Source organism: Dactylosporangium cerinum (assembly GCF_042653625.1).
In the GTDB taxonomy this organism is placed as follows: domain Bacteria; phylum Actinomycetota; class Actinomycetes; order Mycobacteriales; family Micromonosporaceae; genus Dactylosporangium; species Dactylosporangium cerinum.
The window spans coordinates 260,716-278,054 of record NZ_JBHSIU010000066.1 but is presented as its reverse complement, the minus strand read 5'-3'; the positions used below and the strand labels follow the sequence as shown (position 1 = coordinate 278,054).

General features: G+C 71.0%; 21 protein-coding genes. 8 read left to right on the top strand and 13 right to left on the bottom strand.

Annotation, left to right across the window (positions count from 1 at the left end):
• The first annotated feature begins 34 nt into the window (after nt 1-34).
• The 6 genes from ACFPIJ_RS43615 to ACFPIJ_RS43590 all read left to right on the top strand — a co-directional run bounded on the left by ACFPIJ_RS43615 (nt 35) and on the right by ACFPIJ_RS43590 (nt 4,855).
• Nucleotides 35-883 carry a cupin domain-containing protein gene (locus tag ACFPIJ_RS43615; RefSeq protein ID WP_203849672.1) on the top strand — a complete coding sequence of 283 codons (849 nt, stop codon included), beginning with the start codon at nt 35-37 and terminating at the stop codon, nt 881-883.
• On the top strand, nt 876-1,832 hold the full coding sequence (locus ACFPIJ_RS43610) for an ROK family protein (RefSeq protein ID WP_380124834.1): 957 nt from the start codon (nt 876-878) through the stop codon (nt 1,830-1,832). The genes ACFPIJ_RS43615 and ACFPIJ_RS43610 overlap by 8 nt, the downstream gene beginning before the upstream one ends.
• 106 nt (nt 1,833-1,938) lie before the next feature.
• Nucleotides 1,939-2,367 (top strand): DJ-1/PfpI family protein, encoded by a 429-nt coding sequence (locus ACFPIJ_RS43605; RefSeq protein ID WP_380124832.1) that lies wholly within the window; start codon nt 1,939-1,941, stop codon nt 2,365-2,367.
• A gap of 33 nt (nt 2,368-2,400) precedes the next feature.
• On the top strand, nt 2,401-3,441 hold the full coding sequence (locus ACFPIJ_RS43600; RefSeq protein WP_360572170.1) for a phosphotriesterase family protein: 1,041 nt from the start codon (nt 2,401-2,403) through the stop codon (nt 3,439-3,441).
• Nucleotides 3,442-3,452: 11 nt separating this feature from the next.
• Nucleotides 3,453-4,118 carry a type 1 glutamine amidotransferase domain-containing protein gene (locus tag ACFPIJ_RS43595; RefSeq protein ID WP_380124829.1) on the top strand — a complete coding sequence of 222 codons (666 nt, stop codon included), beginning with the start codon at nt 3,453-3,455 and terminating at the stop codon, nt 4,116-4,118.
• Nucleotides 4,115-4,855, top strand: coding sequence for an SDR family NAD(P)-dependent oxidoreductase (locus tag ACFPIJ_RS43590; protein WP_380124827.1), 741 nt, complete (start codon nt 4,115-4,117; stop codon nt 4,853-4,855). Before ACFPIJ_RS43595 ends, ACFPIJ_RS43590 begins: the two co-directional genes overlap by 4 nt.
• 75 nt (nt 4,856-4,930) lie before the next feature.
• Here the strand turns inward: ACFPIJ_RS43590 and ACFPIJ_RS43585 are convergent, their stop codons facing one another.
• From ACFPIJ_RS43585 to ACFPIJ_RS43540, 10 genes are all read right to left on the bottom strand, one after another.
• Nucleotides 4,931-5,242, bottom strand: coding sequence for a gas vesicle protein K (locus ACFPIJ_RS43585; protein ID WP_380124825.1), 312 nt, complete (start codon nt 5,240-5,242; stop codon nt 4,931-4,933).
• Nucleotides 5,239-5,454, bottom strand: coding sequence for a gas vesicle protein (locus ACFPIJ_RS43580; RefSeq protein WP_380125415.1), 216 nt, complete (start codon nt 5,452-5,454; stop codon nt 5,239-5,241). The genes ACFPIJ_RS43585 and ACFPIJ_RS43580 overlap by 4 nt, the downstream gene beginning before the upstream one ends.
• Nucleotides 5,454-6,242 carry a GvpL/GvpF family gas vesicle protein gene (locus ACFPIJ_RS43575; RefSeq protein ID WP_380124823.1) on the bottom strand — a complete coding sequence of 263 codons (789 nt, stop codon included), beginning with the start codon at nt 6,240-6,242 and terminating at the stop codon, nt 5,454-5,456. Before ACFPIJ_RS43575 ends, ACFPIJ_RS43580 begins: the two co-directional genes overlap by 1 nt.
• Nucleotides 6,235-6,606, bottom strand: coding sequence for a gas vesicle protein GvpJ (gene gvpJ / locus ACFPIJ_RS64600; RefSeq protein ID WP_460492432.1), 372 nt, complete (start codon nt 6,604-6,606; stop codon nt 6,235-6,237). The genes ACFPIJ_RS43575 and gvpJ (ACFPIJ_RS64600) overlap by 8 nt, the downstream gene beginning before the upstream one ends.
• A gap of 10 nt (nt 6,607-6,616) precedes the next feature.
• A complete protein-coding gene (gvpO, locus tag ACFPIJ_RS43565; protein WP_380124821.1) occupies nt 6,617-6,925 on the bottom strand; it encodes a gas vesicle protein GvpO in 309 nt (102 codons plus the stop codon).
• 45 nt (nt 6,926-6,970) lie between these two features.
• A complete protein-coding gene (locus tag ACFPIJ_RS43560; RefSeq protein ID WP_380124819.1) occupies nt 6,971-7,243 on the bottom strand; it encodes a gas vesicle protein GvpG in 273 nt (90 codons plus the stop codon).
• A 2-nt stretch (nt 7,244-7,245) separates the two neighbouring features.
• Nucleotides 7,246-8,040: a GvpL/GvpF family gas vesicle protein gene (locus ACFPIJ_RS43555; protein ID WP_380124818.1), complete on the bottom strand. Its 795-nt coding sequence runs from the start codon at nt 8,038-8,040 to the stop codon at nt 7,246-7,248.
• Nucleotide 8,041: 1 nt separating this feature from the next.
• Nucleotides 8,042-8,455 carry a gas vesicle protein GvpJ gene (gene gvpJ / locus ACFPIJ_RS43550; protein ID WP_380124816.1) on the bottom strand — a complete coding sequence of 138 codons (414 nt, stop codon included), beginning with the start codon at nt 8,453-8,455 and terminating at the stop codon, nt 8,042-8,044.
• The gene (locus ACFPIJ_RS43545) at nt 8,452-9,519 is read right to left on the bottom strand and encodes an SRPBCC family protein (RefSeq protein WP_380125413.1); all 1,068 of its coding nucleotides are present in this window, start codon (nt 9,517-9,519) and stop codon (nt 8,452-8,454) included. The genes gvpJ (ACFPIJ_RS43550) and ACFPIJ_RS43545 overlap by 4 nt, the downstream gene beginning before the upstream one ends.
• A 69-nt stretch (nt 9,520-9,588) precedes the next feature.
• The gene (locus ACFPIJ_RS43540) at nt 9,589-10,173 is read right to left on the bottom strand and encodes a hypothetical protein (RefSeq protein ID WP_380124814.1); all 585 of its coding nucleotides are present in this window, start codon (nt 10,171-10,173) and stop codon (nt 9,589-9,591) included.
• Between the two features lie 428 nt (nt 10,174-10,601).
• Between ACFPIJ_RS43540 and ACFPIJ_RS43535 the strand changes: the two genes are divergently transcribed.
• Nucleotides 10,602-14,405: an nSTAND1 domain-containing NTPase gene (locus ACFPIJ_RS43535; protein WP_380124812.1), complete on the top strand. Its 3,804-nt coding sequence runs from the start codon at nt 10,602-10,604 to the stop codon at nt 14,403-14,405.
• Nucleotides 14,406-14,615: 210 nt separating this feature from the next.
• Here the strand turns inward: ACFPIJ_RS43535 and ACFPIJ_RS43530 are convergent, their stop codons facing one another.
• Genes ACFPIJ_RS43530 through ACFPIJ_RS43520 form a run of 3 tightly spaced genes read right to left on the bottom strand, consistent with a single transcriptional unit; the run spans nt 14,616 to nt 16,666 of the window.
• On the bottom strand, nt 14,616-14,903 hold the full coding sequence (locus ACFPIJ_RS43530) for a hypothetical protein (RefSeq protein WP_380124811.1): 288 nt from the start codon (nt 14,901-14,903) through the stop codon (nt 14,616-14,618).
• Nucleotides 14,891-15,796, bottom strand: a complete 906-nt coding sequence (locus ACFPIJ_RS43525) for a hypothetical protein (protein ID WP_380124809.1) — start codon at nt 15,794-15,796, stop codon at nt 14,891-14,893. The genes ACFPIJ_RS43530 and ACFPIJ_RS43525 overlap by 13 nt, the downstream gene beginning before the upstream one ends.
• Before the next feature lie 30 nt (nt 15,797-15,826).
• Complete coding sequence (locus ACFPIJ_RS43520) at nt 15,827-16,666, bottom strand: hypothetical protein (RefSeq protein ID WP_380124807.1); 840 nt, start codon at nt 16,664-16,666, stop codon at nt 15,827-15,829.
• A gap of 182 nt (nt 16,667-16,848) precedes the next feature.
• On the opposite strand from ACFPIJ_RS43520, the gene ACFPIJ_RS43515 reads away from it, so the two are divergent.
• Entirely contained in the window at nt 16,849-17,292 is a 444-nt protein-coding gene (locus ACFPIJ_RS43515; protein ID WP_380124805.1) for a hypothetical protein, read from the top strand.
• Nucleotides 17,293-17,339 lie beyond the last annotated feature (47 nt).

The window sequence follows — 17,339 nt, the reverse complement described above, 5'->3', positions numbered from 1 at the left end:
GAATACAGACCAGTTGGCGTCACGAGAGGGCGACATGACAGACGAGAGCATCCGCGAGCCGCAGGTCCTTCGGTATCGAGACCTCGAGCGGCGCACATGGGGCGACGAGACCACCGGGCGGCTGTGCGACTGGTTCTACGCCGACGACGCAACGATGAACCTCAATATTGTCGGCATGCCGCCGAACGGCTCCGCAATCTCCTCGCCGGAGCACCCCACGGTGTTCGGCGCCGACGAGCTCTTCTACGTGCTCGAAGGGCGCATGGTCCAGAGCAACCCGGTCACCGGCGAGGTCTTCGTGGTCAACCCCGGCGAGGCCATCTTCTTCCGCAAGGACACCTGGCACTACCAGTGGAACCACAGCAACGTGCAGCTGCGGATGCTCGAGTTCTTCCAGCCCGCCCCCAAGGCCGGAACGGGCGGCGCCTACGCGCGCGCCCAGCCCCCGCTCGACGGCCCGCCGAAGCAGGGCCAGGACGAGCTGCTCGGCAACTGGCCGATGGCCCGTGACACTCCGCGCGAGCGGACCACCTGGATGATCCGGGAGGCCGACATCCTCTGGCGGATGGAGGGCACCACGCGGGGCCGCGAGATCCTCGTGGGCATCCTGGCCAGCACCGAGCACCTCACCGGCGGGAAGATGTCGTTCCTGGGCGGCCAGCGCAGCGACGTGTACAGCCACGGCGCCGACAAGGTGATCTTCGTGGAGTCGGGCAACCTGCACGTCGAGCTGACCGGCACGAAGAAGTGGGTCGAGCTGGACGCCTGGGACGGTGTGCGGATCCCGGCCGGCACGCCGCACTCGTTCTACAACATGAGCCACGAGCCCGCCACGTGCCTCTTCTCGGTGGCCGGCGAGTACCGGCCGGGCTGCGTTGCCTGACATCGCGGTCGGCGGCGGTCACGACACCATCGTGGCCGCCGTCGACTGGGGTGGGACCTGGATCCGGGCGGCCGCCGTGTCCGGCGGCCGGATCGTGCGCAAAGACCGCCGCGCCAAGCCGGCGAGCCTGGCCGAGCAGTACGCCACCGTCGCCGAGATGGTCCTGCACACCACCGCGGACCTGACCCCGCCTCCGGCAGCGGTGGGCGTGGGACTCGCGGGCGTGGTGCAGGAAGGCATCGTCGGCACCGCCGTCAACCTCGGTTTCACCGACGGGACCGACGTCGCGGCGGCGCTGCGCCCGCACCTGCCGCTGCCCACCTATCTGCTCAATGACGCGCAGGCCACCGCGCTGGGTGTGGCGGCGCGCTGGCCGCACGGCACGACCGCCGTCCTGACCATGGGCACCGGCATCGGCGGAGCGGTGATCAGGGACGGCTCGCTGGACTCCGGGCTCGGCGGCGCCGGCGACTTCGGCCACGTGGTGGTCGATGTGTACGGCCCCCGCTGCCCCTGCGGCGGCACCGGCTGCCTCGAGGCGCTGGTCTCCGGACGGGTCCTGGCCGAAGCCGCGGGCGCGCTCGCGGAGGACGGGTTGAGTCCCCTGCTCGCCGCCCGCGCACAGCTCGGACGCGCCCTGCACGCCGGAGACCTGCAGGACGCCGCCGAGAACGGCGACGGCCAGGCGGCCGGCGTGCTCGACCGGTCCGCGTTCGCCCTGTCCGCCGGCCTGCGCACGATCGTCGCGACGCACGATCCGCAGCGCATCGTCCTTGCCGGGGCGCCCCTGGCCCCGGACACGTGGTTCGGCCGGGCGGTGCGAACCCACTGGGACCGCACCCGGCCGCGCTGGGCCCGCACGGAGCTGCACCACGTGGGCGACGACGAGGACGCGGCACTGCTCGGGGCCGCGTCGCACGCACTCGACAGGTTCACCGCGGCTTTGTAGCGGCCCGGCCCGGCTCCTGACGAACTTCCCAGCCGATCCATCGTGTGGCAAACTGCAACTGGTTCATGTAATAGACCAGTTCTCTTGAGAGGCCAGGTCACTCCCCATGACGTTGTCCAACCGTTCGATCGTCGTCTTCGCCTTCGACGGCTACCAGGAGCTCGAGTTCTGGTACCCGGTCCTGCGCGCCCGGGAGGAGGGGGCGGAGGTCAAGGTCGTCGGTCCGGGGGACGGCCCGTGTGAGAGCCACCTGGGCTACCCGATCCTCGGGGACACGGTCCCGGACGAGGTCGTGTCCGAGGACGTGGACGCACTGGTCGTGCCGGGGACGGTGACCGGCCGCCCGGCGGCCAGCGACGAGCAGGTGACGCTCCTGCGCCGGTTGCGCGCCGCGGAGGTGCCCATTTTCGCCAGCGGCTCCGGCGCCCACCTGGTCCGGGAGCTCGTCCTCGACGTCGATCCCGACCGCGTCGCGGTGGACGCCGACGCCCTTCCCTCCCTGTTCACCCGGCTGCGGACCGAGCTGGCCGGCTGAGCCCCGTTCGCCGACGTCGAAGGAGCGTTCGTCATGCAGATCTTCCGTACCGTGCTCGGTGACGTCCCGGCCGAGGAGTCGGGCCGCATCCTCACCCACGAGCACCTGCTCTACGGCTACCCCGGGGCCGAGCTGGACCACCGGACCGTGTTCGACCACCCCGCCGCCGTCGAGCGGGTCAGCGATCAGATCGTCACCGGCATGATCCCCAACGGCTACAACACCCTCATCGACATGACCCCAGCCGAGGTCGGCCGCCACCCGCAGTTCATGGTGGACGTCGCCAAGCGCACCGGCATCAACGTCGTGGCGATCACCGGGTTCTTCCCGGAACGCATGGGCGTGCCGTACTACTGGCGCCGGCAGACCGTCGAGGAGCTCACCGACTTCTTCGTGCGTGACCTCACCGAGGGCATGGTGTTCGCCTGGCAGCAGACGCCGTACAAGGCCGGCGCCATCAAGATCGCCACTGGTCAGGAGAGCGTCTTTCCCAAGCCGAGCCCGGTGGGCGCGTACGGCCGCCACGTCCACGAGGTGGAGGACCGCCTGATCCGGGCGGCCGGCAAGGCGGCCATGGCGACCGGCTGCGGCATCAACACCCACATCGACCCGATGGACTTCGAGGTCACGAACCCGGGACGCGAGCAGCTCGAGATCCTCGACGAGGTCGGCATGGACCTCTCCAAGGTGATCATCGGCCACGCCTTCGTGCCGCCGCAGGTCAACATGATGCGCGAGGTCCTCAAGATGGGCGCCAACGTCCAGCTGGACCACATCGGCATCCCCTGGCGCGTCGGCAGCGCCGAAGAGCTGGACGAGGCGATGGCCAACGCCCTCATCGAGCTCATCGAGGACGGCTACCTGGACCGCATCGTCCTGTCGTTCGACCGGTGGTTCTTCAACCCCCGGGCGACGGTCACCGAGACCGACCCGCAGTTGGAGAACGAGAAGGTCAACCTCAACTACATGTTCACCAGCTGGGTGCCGCGCCTGAAGGCCAAGGGCGTCACCGACGAGCAGCTCGACCAGATCATGATTCACAACCCCCGACGCATCCTGTCGATTGCGGTCTGACGGAGGACTGAATGGAACTGCAGAAGGCTCGAGTGGCCGTCCTGGCCGAGAACCTGTACCAGGAGCTGGAGCTGTGGTACCCGGTCCTGCGACTGCGTGAGGCCGGCGTACAGGTCACGATCGTGGGCTCCCGCGCGGGCGAGGTGTACGCCAGCAAGCTGGGCTACCCGGCGGTGGCCGAGGTCGGCATCGCGGACGTGTCGCCCGACGACTTCGACGCGGTGATCGTGCCCGGCGGCTTCTCGCCCGAGTACCTGCGCCGGGAACCGCGCTTCGTCGAGTTCGTCCGCGCCCTGAACGACCGGGCCGCCCCGGTCGCGGCGATCTGCCACGCGGGGTGGCTGCTGGCGACGGCGGACATCGTGAAGGGGCGGGCCGTCACGTCGGTCCCCGTCATCAAGGACGACGTGATTCACGCCGGCGGCGACTGGCGCAACGAGGCCGTCGTGGTCGACGGCAACCTCATCACCTCGCAGCTGCCCAATGACCTGCCCCAGTTCCTCGCACGGATCCTCGACGCCCTGGCCGACAGCGACGCGAAGGGCGGTGAGGTCCCGGCCGTCGTCCGTGATGCCACGCCGAGCTCGGCGGTCTACCGCGCGGCCGCCGTGGTGAAGAACCGCGCGGCCGGGCCGGGATCGGCCAACTACCGGGCGTACGCGGTGGCCGGCGAGTGACCGTCGCGCTGGTCGCCGGCGGCGCCACCGGCATCGGACGGGCAACCGTCCGGGCCCTGCGCGCCGCCGGGACCGACGTCTACCTGGCCGACGTCAACGACTCGGCGGCCCGGGAGGTGGCGGATCAGGAGGCCCCGGGGCGGATCGTCGTGGGGCACCACGACCTGGCCGACCGGCACGCGCCGAAGGCCGCCGTGGACGCCGCCCTGGAGGCATTCGAGCGGCTCGACCACGTTGTCGTGACCGCCGGTCTGCACGTCGTCGCTCCCCTGGAGGCCTTCGCGTTCGAGGCCTGGGAAGCGACCATGGCGGTGAACGTGCGGGCGCCCTACCTGCTGGCCCAGGCGGCCGCGGCGGCGCTGGCCGACACCCGCGGCAGCATCGTGTTCACGGGCTCGACCGCGGCCCACCGCGGCAGCCCCGGCACGTTTGCCTATGCCGCGTCCAAGGGTGCGCTCATCAGCCTGACCCGATCATTGGCGGTCGAGCTCGCGGGCCGTGGCGTTCGCGTCAACAGCGTGTGCCCGGGGTGGATCGACACCCCGTTCAACGATCCGTACTGGAGCGCCCAGGCCGACACCGAGGCCGCCCTGAACGGCATCGTCACGCGGGTGCCGCTGGGTCGGCAGGGCGATCCGGAGGAGGTGGCCGCCCTCATCGTGTATCTGCTCGGTCCGGGCTCCGCCTATCTGACCGGACAATCCGTGGTCATCGATGGTGGTCTGCTCTCCGCCTGAGCTACGCCAGGCGGGAAAACCGGGCGGTGCAAAGGGGTTTCCGCAAGTCGCCGACCTGTGGAAACCCCTGGCTGGTCACGGTGGGTCGCGCGGCAGCAGCGGTCCGAGCGGCCCGAGGTCGAGGTTGAGGTCCTCGGGCGACAGGCCGAAGTGCTCGCGCAGTTCGGCCATCTGTTCCTCCAGCGCCATGAGGGTCTCCCCGATCCGCTCGATCTGGTCGTCGGTGAGGTCACCGACGTCGACCCGGCGCAGGGCCTGCCGCTCCATCAGCTGGCGCAGCAGCTCGACGACGGTCAGCACCAGACTGGCGAATCCGTGCTCAACCGCGTCGCGGTCGACCTCGATGCGCTGGCCCAGCCGACGGACCGGCGGCTCGGGCCCGGTCACGGTGCCCCGTCTCCGCCGGCGGGCGGATCGGCAGCGACCGTGCCGGCTGACGCGACGAGCGCGCGGAGCGAGATGTACACCAGGTCGACGTCGGCGATGGACAGCGTCACCTCGCCCGTGATGACCACGCCCGTGGAGAGCAGCCGGTCGAGCAGGTCGACCAGGGCGACCCGCTCGGGCATCGCCACGGTGCCGTTCGCCGGCGGTGTCATCACGGTGGCTCCTCGTCGATCGTGACGAACGAGTAGGGCGGCCACGGCCCGGTCAGCTCCAGGTGGAGCCCTGGGTGGCGGGCCGCCTGCGCGGTGACCGCGTCCCCGAACCGATCCGAGTCCCGCATTTCGACCAGGTACGCGCCGTTGAGCAACATCGGCTCCGTCCGGCCGGTGAGGCGGCGGTCCTGCGGCGGATGTCGCTGGGCCGCGGCGGCGAAGGCGGTGAGCGCCGCGTGCACCTCCTCAGCGTCGGCCACCGCCAGTTGCCACCGCTGGTCCTCGGCCGACAGCTGCGCGCGGCGCCGCTGGAGGTAGGCGGTTCCCGGGCGGCCGGAGGCCTTCCTGCCGCTGGGTTCGGACGACGGTGCGGTGGTCGGTACGGCATACACCTTCACGCCCCATTCCGTCCGGCCGCTGACCCGGTCCAGCACGGCGTCGAAGTCGCCGCGCCGCTGCTCGAGCATCGCCCGGAGCCGGGCATCGTCGCGGTAGACGGTGGTGAGCCGGGCCGGAACCACCGGGCGGGAACGGCCAACCGCCTCGACGACGCTGTGATGGGCCCGGGCGACCGTCTCCAGCCAGTTCAGGTCTTCGAGGTTGCGGCGCAGGGGCTCCTCCCCGAACTGCGCCAGGTCCACGGAGCTGACCACCGCGACCAGTCCCCCGGCCTGGACGGTGCGCACGGCGCAACCGCCGATCCCGGTGAGGCCGTCCAGCCCGCAGGGATCGGCGTCGCGGGTCACGGCGTGCAGCCAGACACCGGCAGGTTGCCGGTTGTCAGCCACGCCGGACCTGCCGGTGCGCCGGGTGGGTGTCGATCGCCTCGGCCCCGGCCTTGGCCTCGAGCGCGTCGGCGCCGGCCGCACCCTCGGGCAGCTCTCCACGCGCGCGGGACGTGAGCCACGGGTCGTGCTCCCACCAGTCGATGCCCATCTGGCGCGCGGTGTCGACCGAGGCGACCACCAGCCGCAGCTTGAGCGTGAGGAGTTCGATGTCCAGCAGGCTCACCCGGATGTCGCCCACGATCACGATGCCACGGTCGAGGACGCGCTCCAGGATGTCGCCGAGGTTGGCCGGCTCGTGCCCGGACGTCGCCGGGTTCGCGGAGCTCGGGCCGAACATCGCGCCGGAGTGGGCTGCCTGGGTCATCGCATACCGCCTAGTCGTTGCCCTGCCCGCGCTGGTAGCGGCGGATCCGGCGGAAGCCGGTCAAGGACCCGGCAGCGGTGGCCTCCGCCCGGTAGATCGACAGGATGTCGCCGGATGACGGGATGCGCCGCTCCTCGACGACCTCGACCTCCACCACCCAGCCGTCGTCGTCGCGCTCCAGGGCCGTGACACCCGACGGTTGTTTGCCGGTCAGCTCCGCGACGTCCCGCAGGACGGCCCGGGTCACGGTCGCCGGTGACAGCGCCTCCCGGGGTCGCCGTTCGGCCCGCTCGCGTTCCTCGTCGTAGTCTTCGTACACCTCATCCGCGCGCCTGTCCGCAGCGGTGCGTCCACCAGGCACGGGTCAGCCCTCCTGCCTGCTGCCGGTCGCAGTCGTCGGTTCCGGGCGCCCGACCGGCCGGACCAGCCGGGCGATGAGTTCCCGCTGCTGCCGGTCGGCCTCCGCGGGGGCGATCCGGCCGGCTGATCTGTCCTCGTCGAGCTGCTCGATCTGGCTCCGGATCACGGCCGGGTCGAACAGTTCGTGCTCGACCTGCTCGCGGATCAGCTCGCCCACCCAGAGCGCCATCCGAACCGGCGCGAAGGGCAGGGTCACGATCCCGCCGATAAGTCCCATGGTCATTCCCCCGGCCGCAGATCCGCGACGAAGTCGTACGGTGCCAGCGGGCCGAGCAGCCGGACCTCGACCCGTCCCGCCCAGTCCCGGGCCAGGCCTTCCACCACCTGCACCAGCTCCGGCTCCCGGCTGGTCTCGGCGAGCACGGCCACGTTGGCGGCGTCGAGCTCGCCCGCCGCATCGCGGACGATGACGCCGGCGGCCGACGGCTCGATCGCCTGCGCCACCCGTCCGCCGTCCGCCTGCCGCCGGGCGTCGATCGCGGTGTTGATGGCTTCACCGAGCGCGATGCGTTCGCTGCGGGTCGTCTCCTCCGGCTTGTCCCGGATTCGCGCGCGGAGCCGTTCGAGCGCCGGATCCGACTCGATCACCTCGCGCAGCACCGCCCCCTCCACGTAGCGGGCGCGCACGACGTACTCGGCCTTGCCTTCCAGTTCGCGCAGCGCCGCAGCGAACCAGTCGTGGTTGGGCGCGAGGAGCTCGTCGACCGTGGCCTGCCGGTCCGCCAGCACCGCACCGAAGCGCGCCGGCAACACCGGCACCACGGCCGCGGTGGCGTCCAGCAGCCGTTCGTGCCCGAGCAGATCATCGGGTGTCCCGAGTGGACGGTCGAGGTCGAGCTCGGTCACCAGGGCGGCGATCCGGCCGTGGCGCACGACGGTCACGGTTGCCGACTCTCCGCCGACACCGTGGGCCTCGGGGTCCGTCTCGACGTCCTCCGGGACGATGCCGTAGACGTAGACTCCAGTTGCCTGCGCCTGTCCGGTCGTCCCGGTGGATGCGGTGGCCGTCGACATGTCACTCCTCCTCCGCCTGGCGTCGGCGACGCGGCACACGTTCCGGTTCGGCAGGTTCGTCGATCACGTCCCGCACCTTCTCCCCGGCCGCCTCCAGAACGCCCTGGACTCCGCCCTTCACCTTGTGCTTGGCGCCGCCCTGCGTCATGTCCTGCACGAGTTCGGGCAGCCCCTCCTTCTCCTGCGAGATGTCCAGGCGGTTCACCGCCTCCGCGAACCGCAGATACGTGTCGACGCTGGCCACGACGATGCGCGCGTCGATCGTCAACAGTTCGATGCCGACCAGCGACACCCGCACGTACGCGTCGATGACGAGTCCCTTGTCGAGAATCGTGTCGATCACGTCGGCCAGTGACGCGGACGACGGCCGGTCGACAGCTCCGCCGGCGCCACCCTGCTGAAGGGCCGTGGTCATCGTGCTGGCACCTCGGATCTCTGGTCTTCGTTGTCCCGGTCGGCGCTGACGTCAGCGTCCGGCCGGCGGGATCGGACGTTCTCCCGACGTTGCCGCAGCGGCCGCTTCTGCTTGCGGCTTGCTGTTTCCTCCGCTTCCTCCTCGCGGCCGCCCTGCTCCCGGTCAGACGCTTCCTGCTCCTCCGGCTCCTCTTGCTCCTCTTGCTCCTCTTGCTCCTCTTGCTCCCGGTCAGACGCTTCCGGCTCCTCCTGCTCCCGCTCAGGTGCTTCCTGCTTCCCTGCCTCCTGCTCCTCGCGCATGGCGGTCTCGTGGTCCTTGACGACCTCACCGTCGCGGATCTCGCCGCGCCAGCCCTCGACCTCATCCGGTTTGAGGATCGTCTGCGTCATCACGTGCCGCCGGAAGTGCTTGAACTCCAGGCGGGCCCGGCGACCCTGCGCCCTCCACAGATTCCCGGTGCGCTCGAAGAGCCCCTGCGGGTGGTACTCCATGACCAGCATGATGCGCGTCAGGTCCGGCGACAGCTCGTGGAACGTGACGGCCCCGTCGACGTGCCCCTTCGGTCCCTTGGAACGCCAGACGATGTTCTGGTCCGGCACCTGCTGGATGGTGGTGGCCTCCCACGTGCGGTGGGACCAGAAGACCTGCGCCTTCCAGTTGGTCTTCTCGTCTGACGGCCGATCGACGTTCTCGACCTTCTTCATGAAGCTCGGGAAGTCCTCGTACTGGGTCCACTGGTTGTACGCGACCCGCACCGGCACACCGACATCGAGCGTCTCCTCGATGTTGGTCATCTTCAGCTTCTTGGCCTTGCCGCCCTTGCCGCCGCCGAACAGGCCCTTGACCTTCTCCTTCATGCCGGCCAGCCCTCCGCTGAATGCCGCCCGCAGCGGCGACTTCCCTTCGGCGACCTTCTTCGCGCCGGTCACCGCGGCGACGAGACCCGCTCCACCCTGACCGCTCGCGTACTCGGTCAGGCGATCGGTCACCGAACCGACCTTCTGGCCGGCTGCGTCGACCGCCCGCTGCCCGGCCGCCGAGAGCAGGTTCCCCAGCTCCCGCACGAGCAACTCGGTGATCTTCTCGCCGATACCCCCGGCGGCCTTGGTGCTCGATTGCCCAGCCATGGCCCGCTACCTTTCCCTGCGGCGCACGGGTGGCCGCCGCCCGTCCGACCGCCCACGGGCCGGCACCAGCTCCTCTTCGTCGTCGTCCCGCTCGTAGTCCTCTTCGGGCGGTGATCGACGGGCGGACCGGTCGTCGCCACGCTCGGCGTACTCTTCCTCGTCGTCTCGTCGCGGCTCGGGCGATGCCGCTCGCGGGCGCCGGGCCGGACGCTCACGCACGTCCTCCTCCGGCTCCTCCGGCTCCTCCGGCTCCTCGGGCTCACGGGCCTCGGGCTTGCGTGCCTTGCGCGGCTCGCGGAGTGCGTCTGCCCGGCCGCGGATCCGGTCGCTCATCGAGCCGATCCGGCCGGTCACCGCGGCCCGGGCCGCATCCTTCGTCGCCTCCACCAGCGGCGCACCCAGCTCGCCGAGTTTGCCGATCTCCGGCGATGAAGCGAGCGCCCGCACCCCGTGGTGCAACAATCCGCCCGGGCGGCTGAGCCGGCCAGTGGCCGCAGCGGCGCCCAGCAACAGTCCCCATCGCAGCTTGCGCTGTCGCCCCAGCAGATAGCCGATACCGGCCGCCATCACCACCTGCGTCCTGCAGTTCACAGTTTCCCCCTTCGGCCCAGGTCCACCCGGCCGGCATGTGCGGCGGCCCGTGCGACGCAGGAAAGGCAAGCAACCGGCCCGCGAACATGAACAAAAAACTCTCGTCCTGCCGCACTTAGACGCGTTCTACCGCACAAGATCCGCTACCCCACCCGCCAGGGGCGAAACCCGCATTGCACCGCCGACGCGACGCGCGACGGCCTGCCGCGGGCACGGCGGGAACGCACAACGACGGCAACGCGATGTCCGCCCGCCATACCGACAGGTGTGCGGCAGCGACGTGCCCCGGCCGCGATCTCGATCGCGATAGTCCGGACACGTCCGGACAGTCGGCCACTTGACCCGGCGACGGCATCCAAGCCATTCACCAACATAATTTCCTTGTTGGTGATGCTGCTGCCCGGCGGCGCGGACCGGTGGAGGACCAGGTGCCTGACCTGCCATTGACGGATCTCACACGCATCGAGACACCCGCCGACTTCGCCCGCGCACTGACCGGGGCCCGCGTCGCCGCAGGCCTGTCGATCCGGGACGCCGCGAAACTCCTGAGCCGGCAGGGGCCCGCTCCGGTGTCGACCTCCACGCTCGGCGGCTGGTTCAGCGGGAGCCACCTGCCGACCCTGAAACTGGTCAACGCCGGCATGTTCACGGACCTGCTGCGGATCTGCGGTGAGACCGACGAGGAGCGGATCGACCTCTGGCTCGACACGCTACGGCGGGTCAGGAGCACGCCGGGACGACGGCCGTCCAGCATGCAGTCGCCGTTTCGGGGGCTCGCCCCGTACGAGCCCGAACACGCCGAGTTCTTCTTCGGGCGCTCCGCACTGACGGCTGAACTCGTCCAGCTCGTGCACAACGGCGGGTCGGGCCCGGTGATGGTCATCGGACCGTCCGGATCAGGCAAGTCGTCGCTGCTGCGGGCCGGGCTGATTCCGGCGCTGTGCGGCACGGACGCCGTCAGCGAGCGGTGCGCGCTGCTCACGCCCGGCACGGACCCGATGTCCAGGCTGGTGGACGCCGGCATCATCGTCGTCGATCAGTTCGAGGAGGTGTTCACCGCATGTGAGGACACCGACGCCCGGCAGCGCTTCATCGACGCCCTGGGGGTCGCCGCGGCCGATGGCAGGACCGTCGTGATCGGGATGCGCGCCGACTTCTACGCACAGGCACTGCAGTATCCGTCGCTCAGAACGGCCCTGCAGCATCGGCAACTGGCCGTCGGGCCGATGACCGAGGACGAGCTGCGCCAGGCGATCACCGGACCGGCGCGGCGGGCCGGTCTCGAGCTCGAGCCCGGACTTGTCGAGACGCTGCTGCACGACCTGCGCCAGCGCTCGTTGAGCAGCGCCGACACCGCGCATGAGGCCGGTGTGCTGCCGCTGCTGTCACACGCGCTGCTGGCAACGTGGGACCAGGCGACAGGGCGCACCCTGACCACCGCACACTACCGGTCGTCAGGCGGGATTCACGGCGCGGTCGCCAAGACCGCGGAGGACGCCTTCGGCGCATTGACCACCGACGAGCAACGTGACGCCGCCCGGCGGCTCTTCCTGCGGCTGGTGCGCACCGACGACGGTGCCGTGCACACCAGGCGGTGGATCGGCCGGGCCGACTGGGTCGGCGACGGCACCGACCCGGCCCGCCGGGTGGTGTTGGACCGGTTCGTGGACGCCAGGCTGCTCACCGCGGGCACCGACCTGGTCGGTATCGCCCACGAGGCGCTGCTCGCGGCCTGGCCACGGCTGACGGACTGGCTGGACGCGGACGCCGCCTGGCGGCGCTTCCACCGCACGCTGGCGTCCACCGCCGAGCACTGGCAGGAGACCGGACGCGACCCTGACGGCGTGTTCCGCGGTGCGACCCTCGACACCGCCCAGGAGTGGCTCACCGCCGGCACCCGCCGGCGCGACCTCGACGACGTCGAACGGGACTTCATCGACGCGAGCCTGGCCCGCCGGGAGGCCGACCAGCTGCGGGGACGCCGGCAGGTGCGCCGGCGGCAACAGACGATCGCGCTGGTTGCGGCACTCGCGACCCTCGCCCTGTCGGTCGGGTTCTACGCCCACCAGGCCGAGGCCGCGAGCCGCCACGAACGGCAGGTCGCCAACCGGATCGCGGCCGAGGCGCTGTCCCGGCTGGTGGCGGGAAAGGCGGACCGGCTGCGTGGGAAGGATGTCTCGCTGGCCATGCAGCTGTCCCTGGTGGCGTACCGGATCGCGCCGACGGCCGAGGCGCGCTCAAGCCTGTTGAACGCGACGGCGTTACCCGCTGCCGCGCGCCTGCCCAGCCCTGCCGGGCAGGTGACACTTGCCGCGCTCAGCGGTGACGGCCGGCGCATCGTGGCGGTCGCGGACCAGAACACGGTCCAGACCTGGTCCGCCAACCCGGACGGGAGCTTCGCAGGTCAACCGGCGCCGATCCCCGCCGGCGCAGGCACGGCCTCGGCGGTTGCCGCAGCCGTGGACGGTGCCACCTTCGTGGTCGGAGCCGTCGACGGATCGGTCCTGGTGCACAGCGACACCAGGGCGCCGCGTGCATTGACCGGAGGCACCGAGCGGGTCGCCTCGCTGGCGATCAGCCCGGACGGCCGGACACTCGCGTCCGGCGACGCCGCCGGCATCCTGCGCCTGTGGAACCTCGCCGACACCGCCCGCACCACACCGATGACGACGATCACCGTGTCCGACCAGACGGTCAGCGCACTGGCGTTCGGACCCACCGGTGGCGTCCTCGCCGTCGGCGGCTTCGACGCCACGATCCGGCTCCTGGACGTTGCGGACCCCCGACGCGTCACCCTCCCGCCGACCCTTCCCGGCCCGACGAGCAAGGTGTTCGCCGTGGCCATCAGCCCCGACGGCCATTGGCTGGCGGCCGGCACCGGCGCACAACACAACGCGTACGTCTGGGACATCACCGACCCGGCCCGCCCGGTCAGCGGCGGGCCGCCCCTGACGGGTCCGGCGAGCTGGGTCAACGGCGTCGCGTTCAGCCCGGACAGCGCGACCCTCGCCGCCGCCAGCTCGGACGGTCTGTTATGGCTGTTCGACCCGGCAACCCATGACGTGATCGAGAAGCTACCGCACCCCAGCCCGGTGGGTCAGGTCCACTTCGGCAGCAACGGCGCGCTGGTGACCACCGCCGAGGACGGGACGGTCCGCAGCTGGACGCTGCCCGGCCCGGTGATCACCGAAGCCAAGGACTCGGTGTTCGTCGTCGGGTTCGACCGCACCGGCGCCAGGATGTTCGTCGGACCGGGAGCCGCCGACAACACCGCAACCGTCTTCAACACCAGCGACCCGCACCGGCCGCGCCGCTTCGGCAACCCCGTGGTGAACTCCCCCACGCAGAGCCGCTTCTCCGGCTCCGGCGTGCTGACGCCCGACGGCCGGACCCTGGCGATCGGGTCCGTCGACGGCACCGTGCAGCTGTGGGACGTCTCCGGTCCCACCGCGCCGGTCCTGCTCGGCGAGCCGTTCCACGCAGCCGATGACCTGATCCAGACGATGAGTCTCGACGGCACCGGCAACACCCTCGCCGTCAGCGGCGACGACGGCGCCGTGCACCTGTTCGACATCCGGGACCGGCGGCGCCCGATGCCACTCGCCGCGCTCCGGCCGGATCAACCGCGCCCGGTGTACCAGTCCGCCTTCAGCGCTGACGGCGGGCTGCTGGCGGTGGCCGGTGAGGACCGCACGGTGTCACTGTGGAACATCACCGACCGCCGTGCCCCTCGGCTCGCCGCGACGATGAGCGGCTTCGCCTCTGCCGTCTACACGGTCGCGTTCCACGCCAACGGGACGCTGCTCGCCGCCGGCAGCACCGACAACACCATCCGGCTCTGGGACGTCAGGGACCCCGAACGGCCCACCCCGGTCGGCCCGCCACTCACCGGCCCCGTGGGAAGCATCTATTCCGTAGCGTTCGGGGCGCGCTCGAATCTGCTGGCGGCCGGCAGCTCCGACAACACCGTCTGGCTCTGGGATCTCGCCCGGCCTGAGTCACCCGCATTCCGGGCGACACTGAACGGACCCGGCGCCAGCGTCCTGGGCGTCGCCTTCAGCCCTGACGGCCATACCCTCGCCGCGGGCAGCCACGACCGGACTGTGCGGCTGTGGGACACCGATCCCGCCTCCGCGACCACCTGGATCTGCGCGGCGGCCGGCGATCCGATCACCAGGCAGGAGTGGCTCCGCTACGTTCCCGACATCCAGTACTCCGCACCGTGCCCGTAGCGCGTCCGAACCTGTCCGACTGATTCCGCAGACCTGTCGCCGGGCCGCCAACAGGAGTTTCCTCGAAGTGGCAGCAACTTGGTGCCGCTGGGTGCCAGCCCCGGCGGTCGGCAGGCAGGAGGGGGCCATGCCGGCCAGCGGCAGCGGACGGATGTCGGTGGTGCGGCGTCCGTCCGTTGCCGCGTCGGTGGTCAGGCCGCCGGGCACGGCCTACATGGGGCGATACGTGATATGGCGCGGCACCTGGCCGATGCGCAGAAAGCAGGGTGCGAGTTGATCCTCGCCCGGGAGGCGGACCCCGGCGTGCAGCTCCCACGCGTCGAGCTGCTCGTCGTGGCAGCCGGTCGCGGTGGCGGCAGCGACCGCCGCCACCTGATCGGCGCTCGGCGCACGCCCTTCGCGATGCAGCAGGGTGAGCGGCCACTGCGGCACGGTCGCCGCCGGCCAGGCGAGCGGGTCCTGGACGGCCGCCTCCGCCGGGTCGGTCAGGAACAGCAACGGCGGGTGGAAGACCAGCTCGGTCCCGGCGGCGTCGCGGACCCGGTCGCCGGGCCGCAGCCACGGGTACGCCCGATGGTGCAGAACGACCTGGACCGGCCTTCGCTGGGGTGCCACGGCACGGCGAGGCCGGTGCCGTACTCGTCGGCCCGCACCACGGTCGCGTCGACGAATCCGCACGACAGCTCCACCACGTCACCGGTCCGCCACGACGTGCGGCCCTGACCGTCCGGGACGAACTCCCGCTCGTCCACCTCGACGAGCGTCCTGCGCTGCCGCGGGGACACCGGTAGCGCCACTCCCCCGTGACCCGCATGGCGGCGGCGCGGGACACCCCGGGCCGGCAACGGCCCCGCCCGGCGCACCTTGCCCAGCGCCGCCAACCGCTCGATCAGCCCGGTCAGGTCCGTGGCATCGCGCCGGATGAAACCGACCATGTCCGCCCAGGAAGCACCGGACGCGGCGCGCATCGCATCGACGGACCGCTGCTGGGCGTCGATCTCCACCGCCGGGTCGACGTCGACGCTTTCGAACACCTCGTCCGCGGCCCACCCGGCGCCGAGCGCCAGCTCCTCCGCATCATCGGCCGTCTCGGCCTGGCAGGTCTGCAGGGCGGCGCGCATGGTCCTCATCGCTGCATCGAGGAACTGCGGGGTCGCCATCACGTCCGGATTGCGCTGCACGATCCGCAGCGGCGCGAGCAGCGGCTCGCACGCCGCATCGGCCGGTGGCCCCTGCGGGTCGAGCAGCACTTCAACCGCGTCCCGCCAGGTCCACCGCTCATCCCTGGCGCCGAACACCTCGACCAACGGCGCCACCCGATACACACATCCCGCCGCGAACGCGACGTGCTGCCACCGCAGCAGACCCCGCAGCATCTCCTCGGTCGCCATCGCTAGCACGCCGCCCTCTTGCCTCGGTGTTCAAGAAACATGCCCGACCACGTCACGCGTGCCACCGCCCGGCGGATAGTGCGTGTCCAGCCAGAGCAGCATCCGTGGCCCGGGGAGGAACTGGTGATACGAGCCGTCCGCAAGTCCGACGGCTCGCGCCTCCGCTGCGTCGATCTTGCGGAGCGCACCGGCAGCCGTCTCCGCCGTGCCGAACTCGCCGCGGCGCTGCTTCGCCGGCCAGTCCGGCCGATGGTAGATCTCGGGTTCGCGCGGAAACAGGCCGAGCAGCCGCTCGTCGTGACCGATGACCGGCCACTGCCCGGACTCGACCGAGCGATCGGCCAGATACATCGGATACGGCACGACTTCGGCGGTGACGGCCGGCAGGCGCGGACCCGGCACGACCGCCGTGAAGAATCCGATCGCCACGCCGAACACATCGTTGGCAACGAGCACCCCGATGCGATACCCGCCCGCCTCGACCGGCGCTGCCACGACATCGCCGACCCGGATGCGTTTCGACCGGCGCACGACCGTGGCCGTGACCTGGACGTCACGACCCGAATCCACGTCGGCGTAGGCAATGCCCGCCTCCCGCAACGCGACCGTGAGCCGGCGCCCGACCTCTGCCGCGAACCCAGGCCCATCCGGATCCGTGTCGGGCCCGATCACCACGTCCAGGCCATCGGAGGCCGCCACGAACGTCGCGTCGTTCAGGTCACCGACCCGGGATGCTCCGGGCGCCGCCCTGATGTTCGTGGTGTACCGCAGTCCCACGCCCGACCCGCCGATGCCCGCAAGCTCGAGGATGCCCATCACTTCTTCGACGGTCGGCGGCCCACCAAGCTCCTCAGCGAAGGTCTCTGCCATCTCACGGAAGTGATCCGCGGAATCCGCCACCTGGCTACCACCTTCCAGCTCAACGCTTCTCTTCGGCTGCGGTACCGTTCCCGAGTTTTGATGTCAACTGATCGTCTGATCTAGATCAGCCGCTGGATCACTAGTATTCGGCACGATCGCGGCGGTCCGCCGCGTGTGGAAACGGAGATGCAATGCAGCAGAAGCTTCAGACCCGCGCGTTCGAGCAGGTGACGCCGATCCTGCACCCGGGCGAGCAGCCGCTCGTGGCGACGCGGGCCATGGTCGGGAAGTTCTCGGCCGGTCGCCTCGGGGCGGTCGTCAGCCAGGCGCTGGTCGTGGAGGGCGCGGGGATGCTGGGCGCGGCGCTGGCCTCGACCGGCAAGCAGTTCGTCGTGCTCACCACCCACCGCATGATCTTCCTGTCGCAGACGTTCCTGGGCGGCCCCGGCAAGAACGTCCTGGGCGAGGTGCCCCGGGCGCAGCTCTCGCTGGCCGAGGTCAAGATGGGCATCGTGAGCCTGCTGCGTCTCTCGTTCGGCACTCCGGGCGACGGTGTGGCGCTCACCTTCCCGCGGGTGGACAAGAAGAACGCCGAGTCGCTCGCCGCCGCACTGCAGCAGGCTCCGACCGCCTGATCACTGCCTCCGGACGCACTCCGCTGCCGCCGATCGTGCGCACCGAT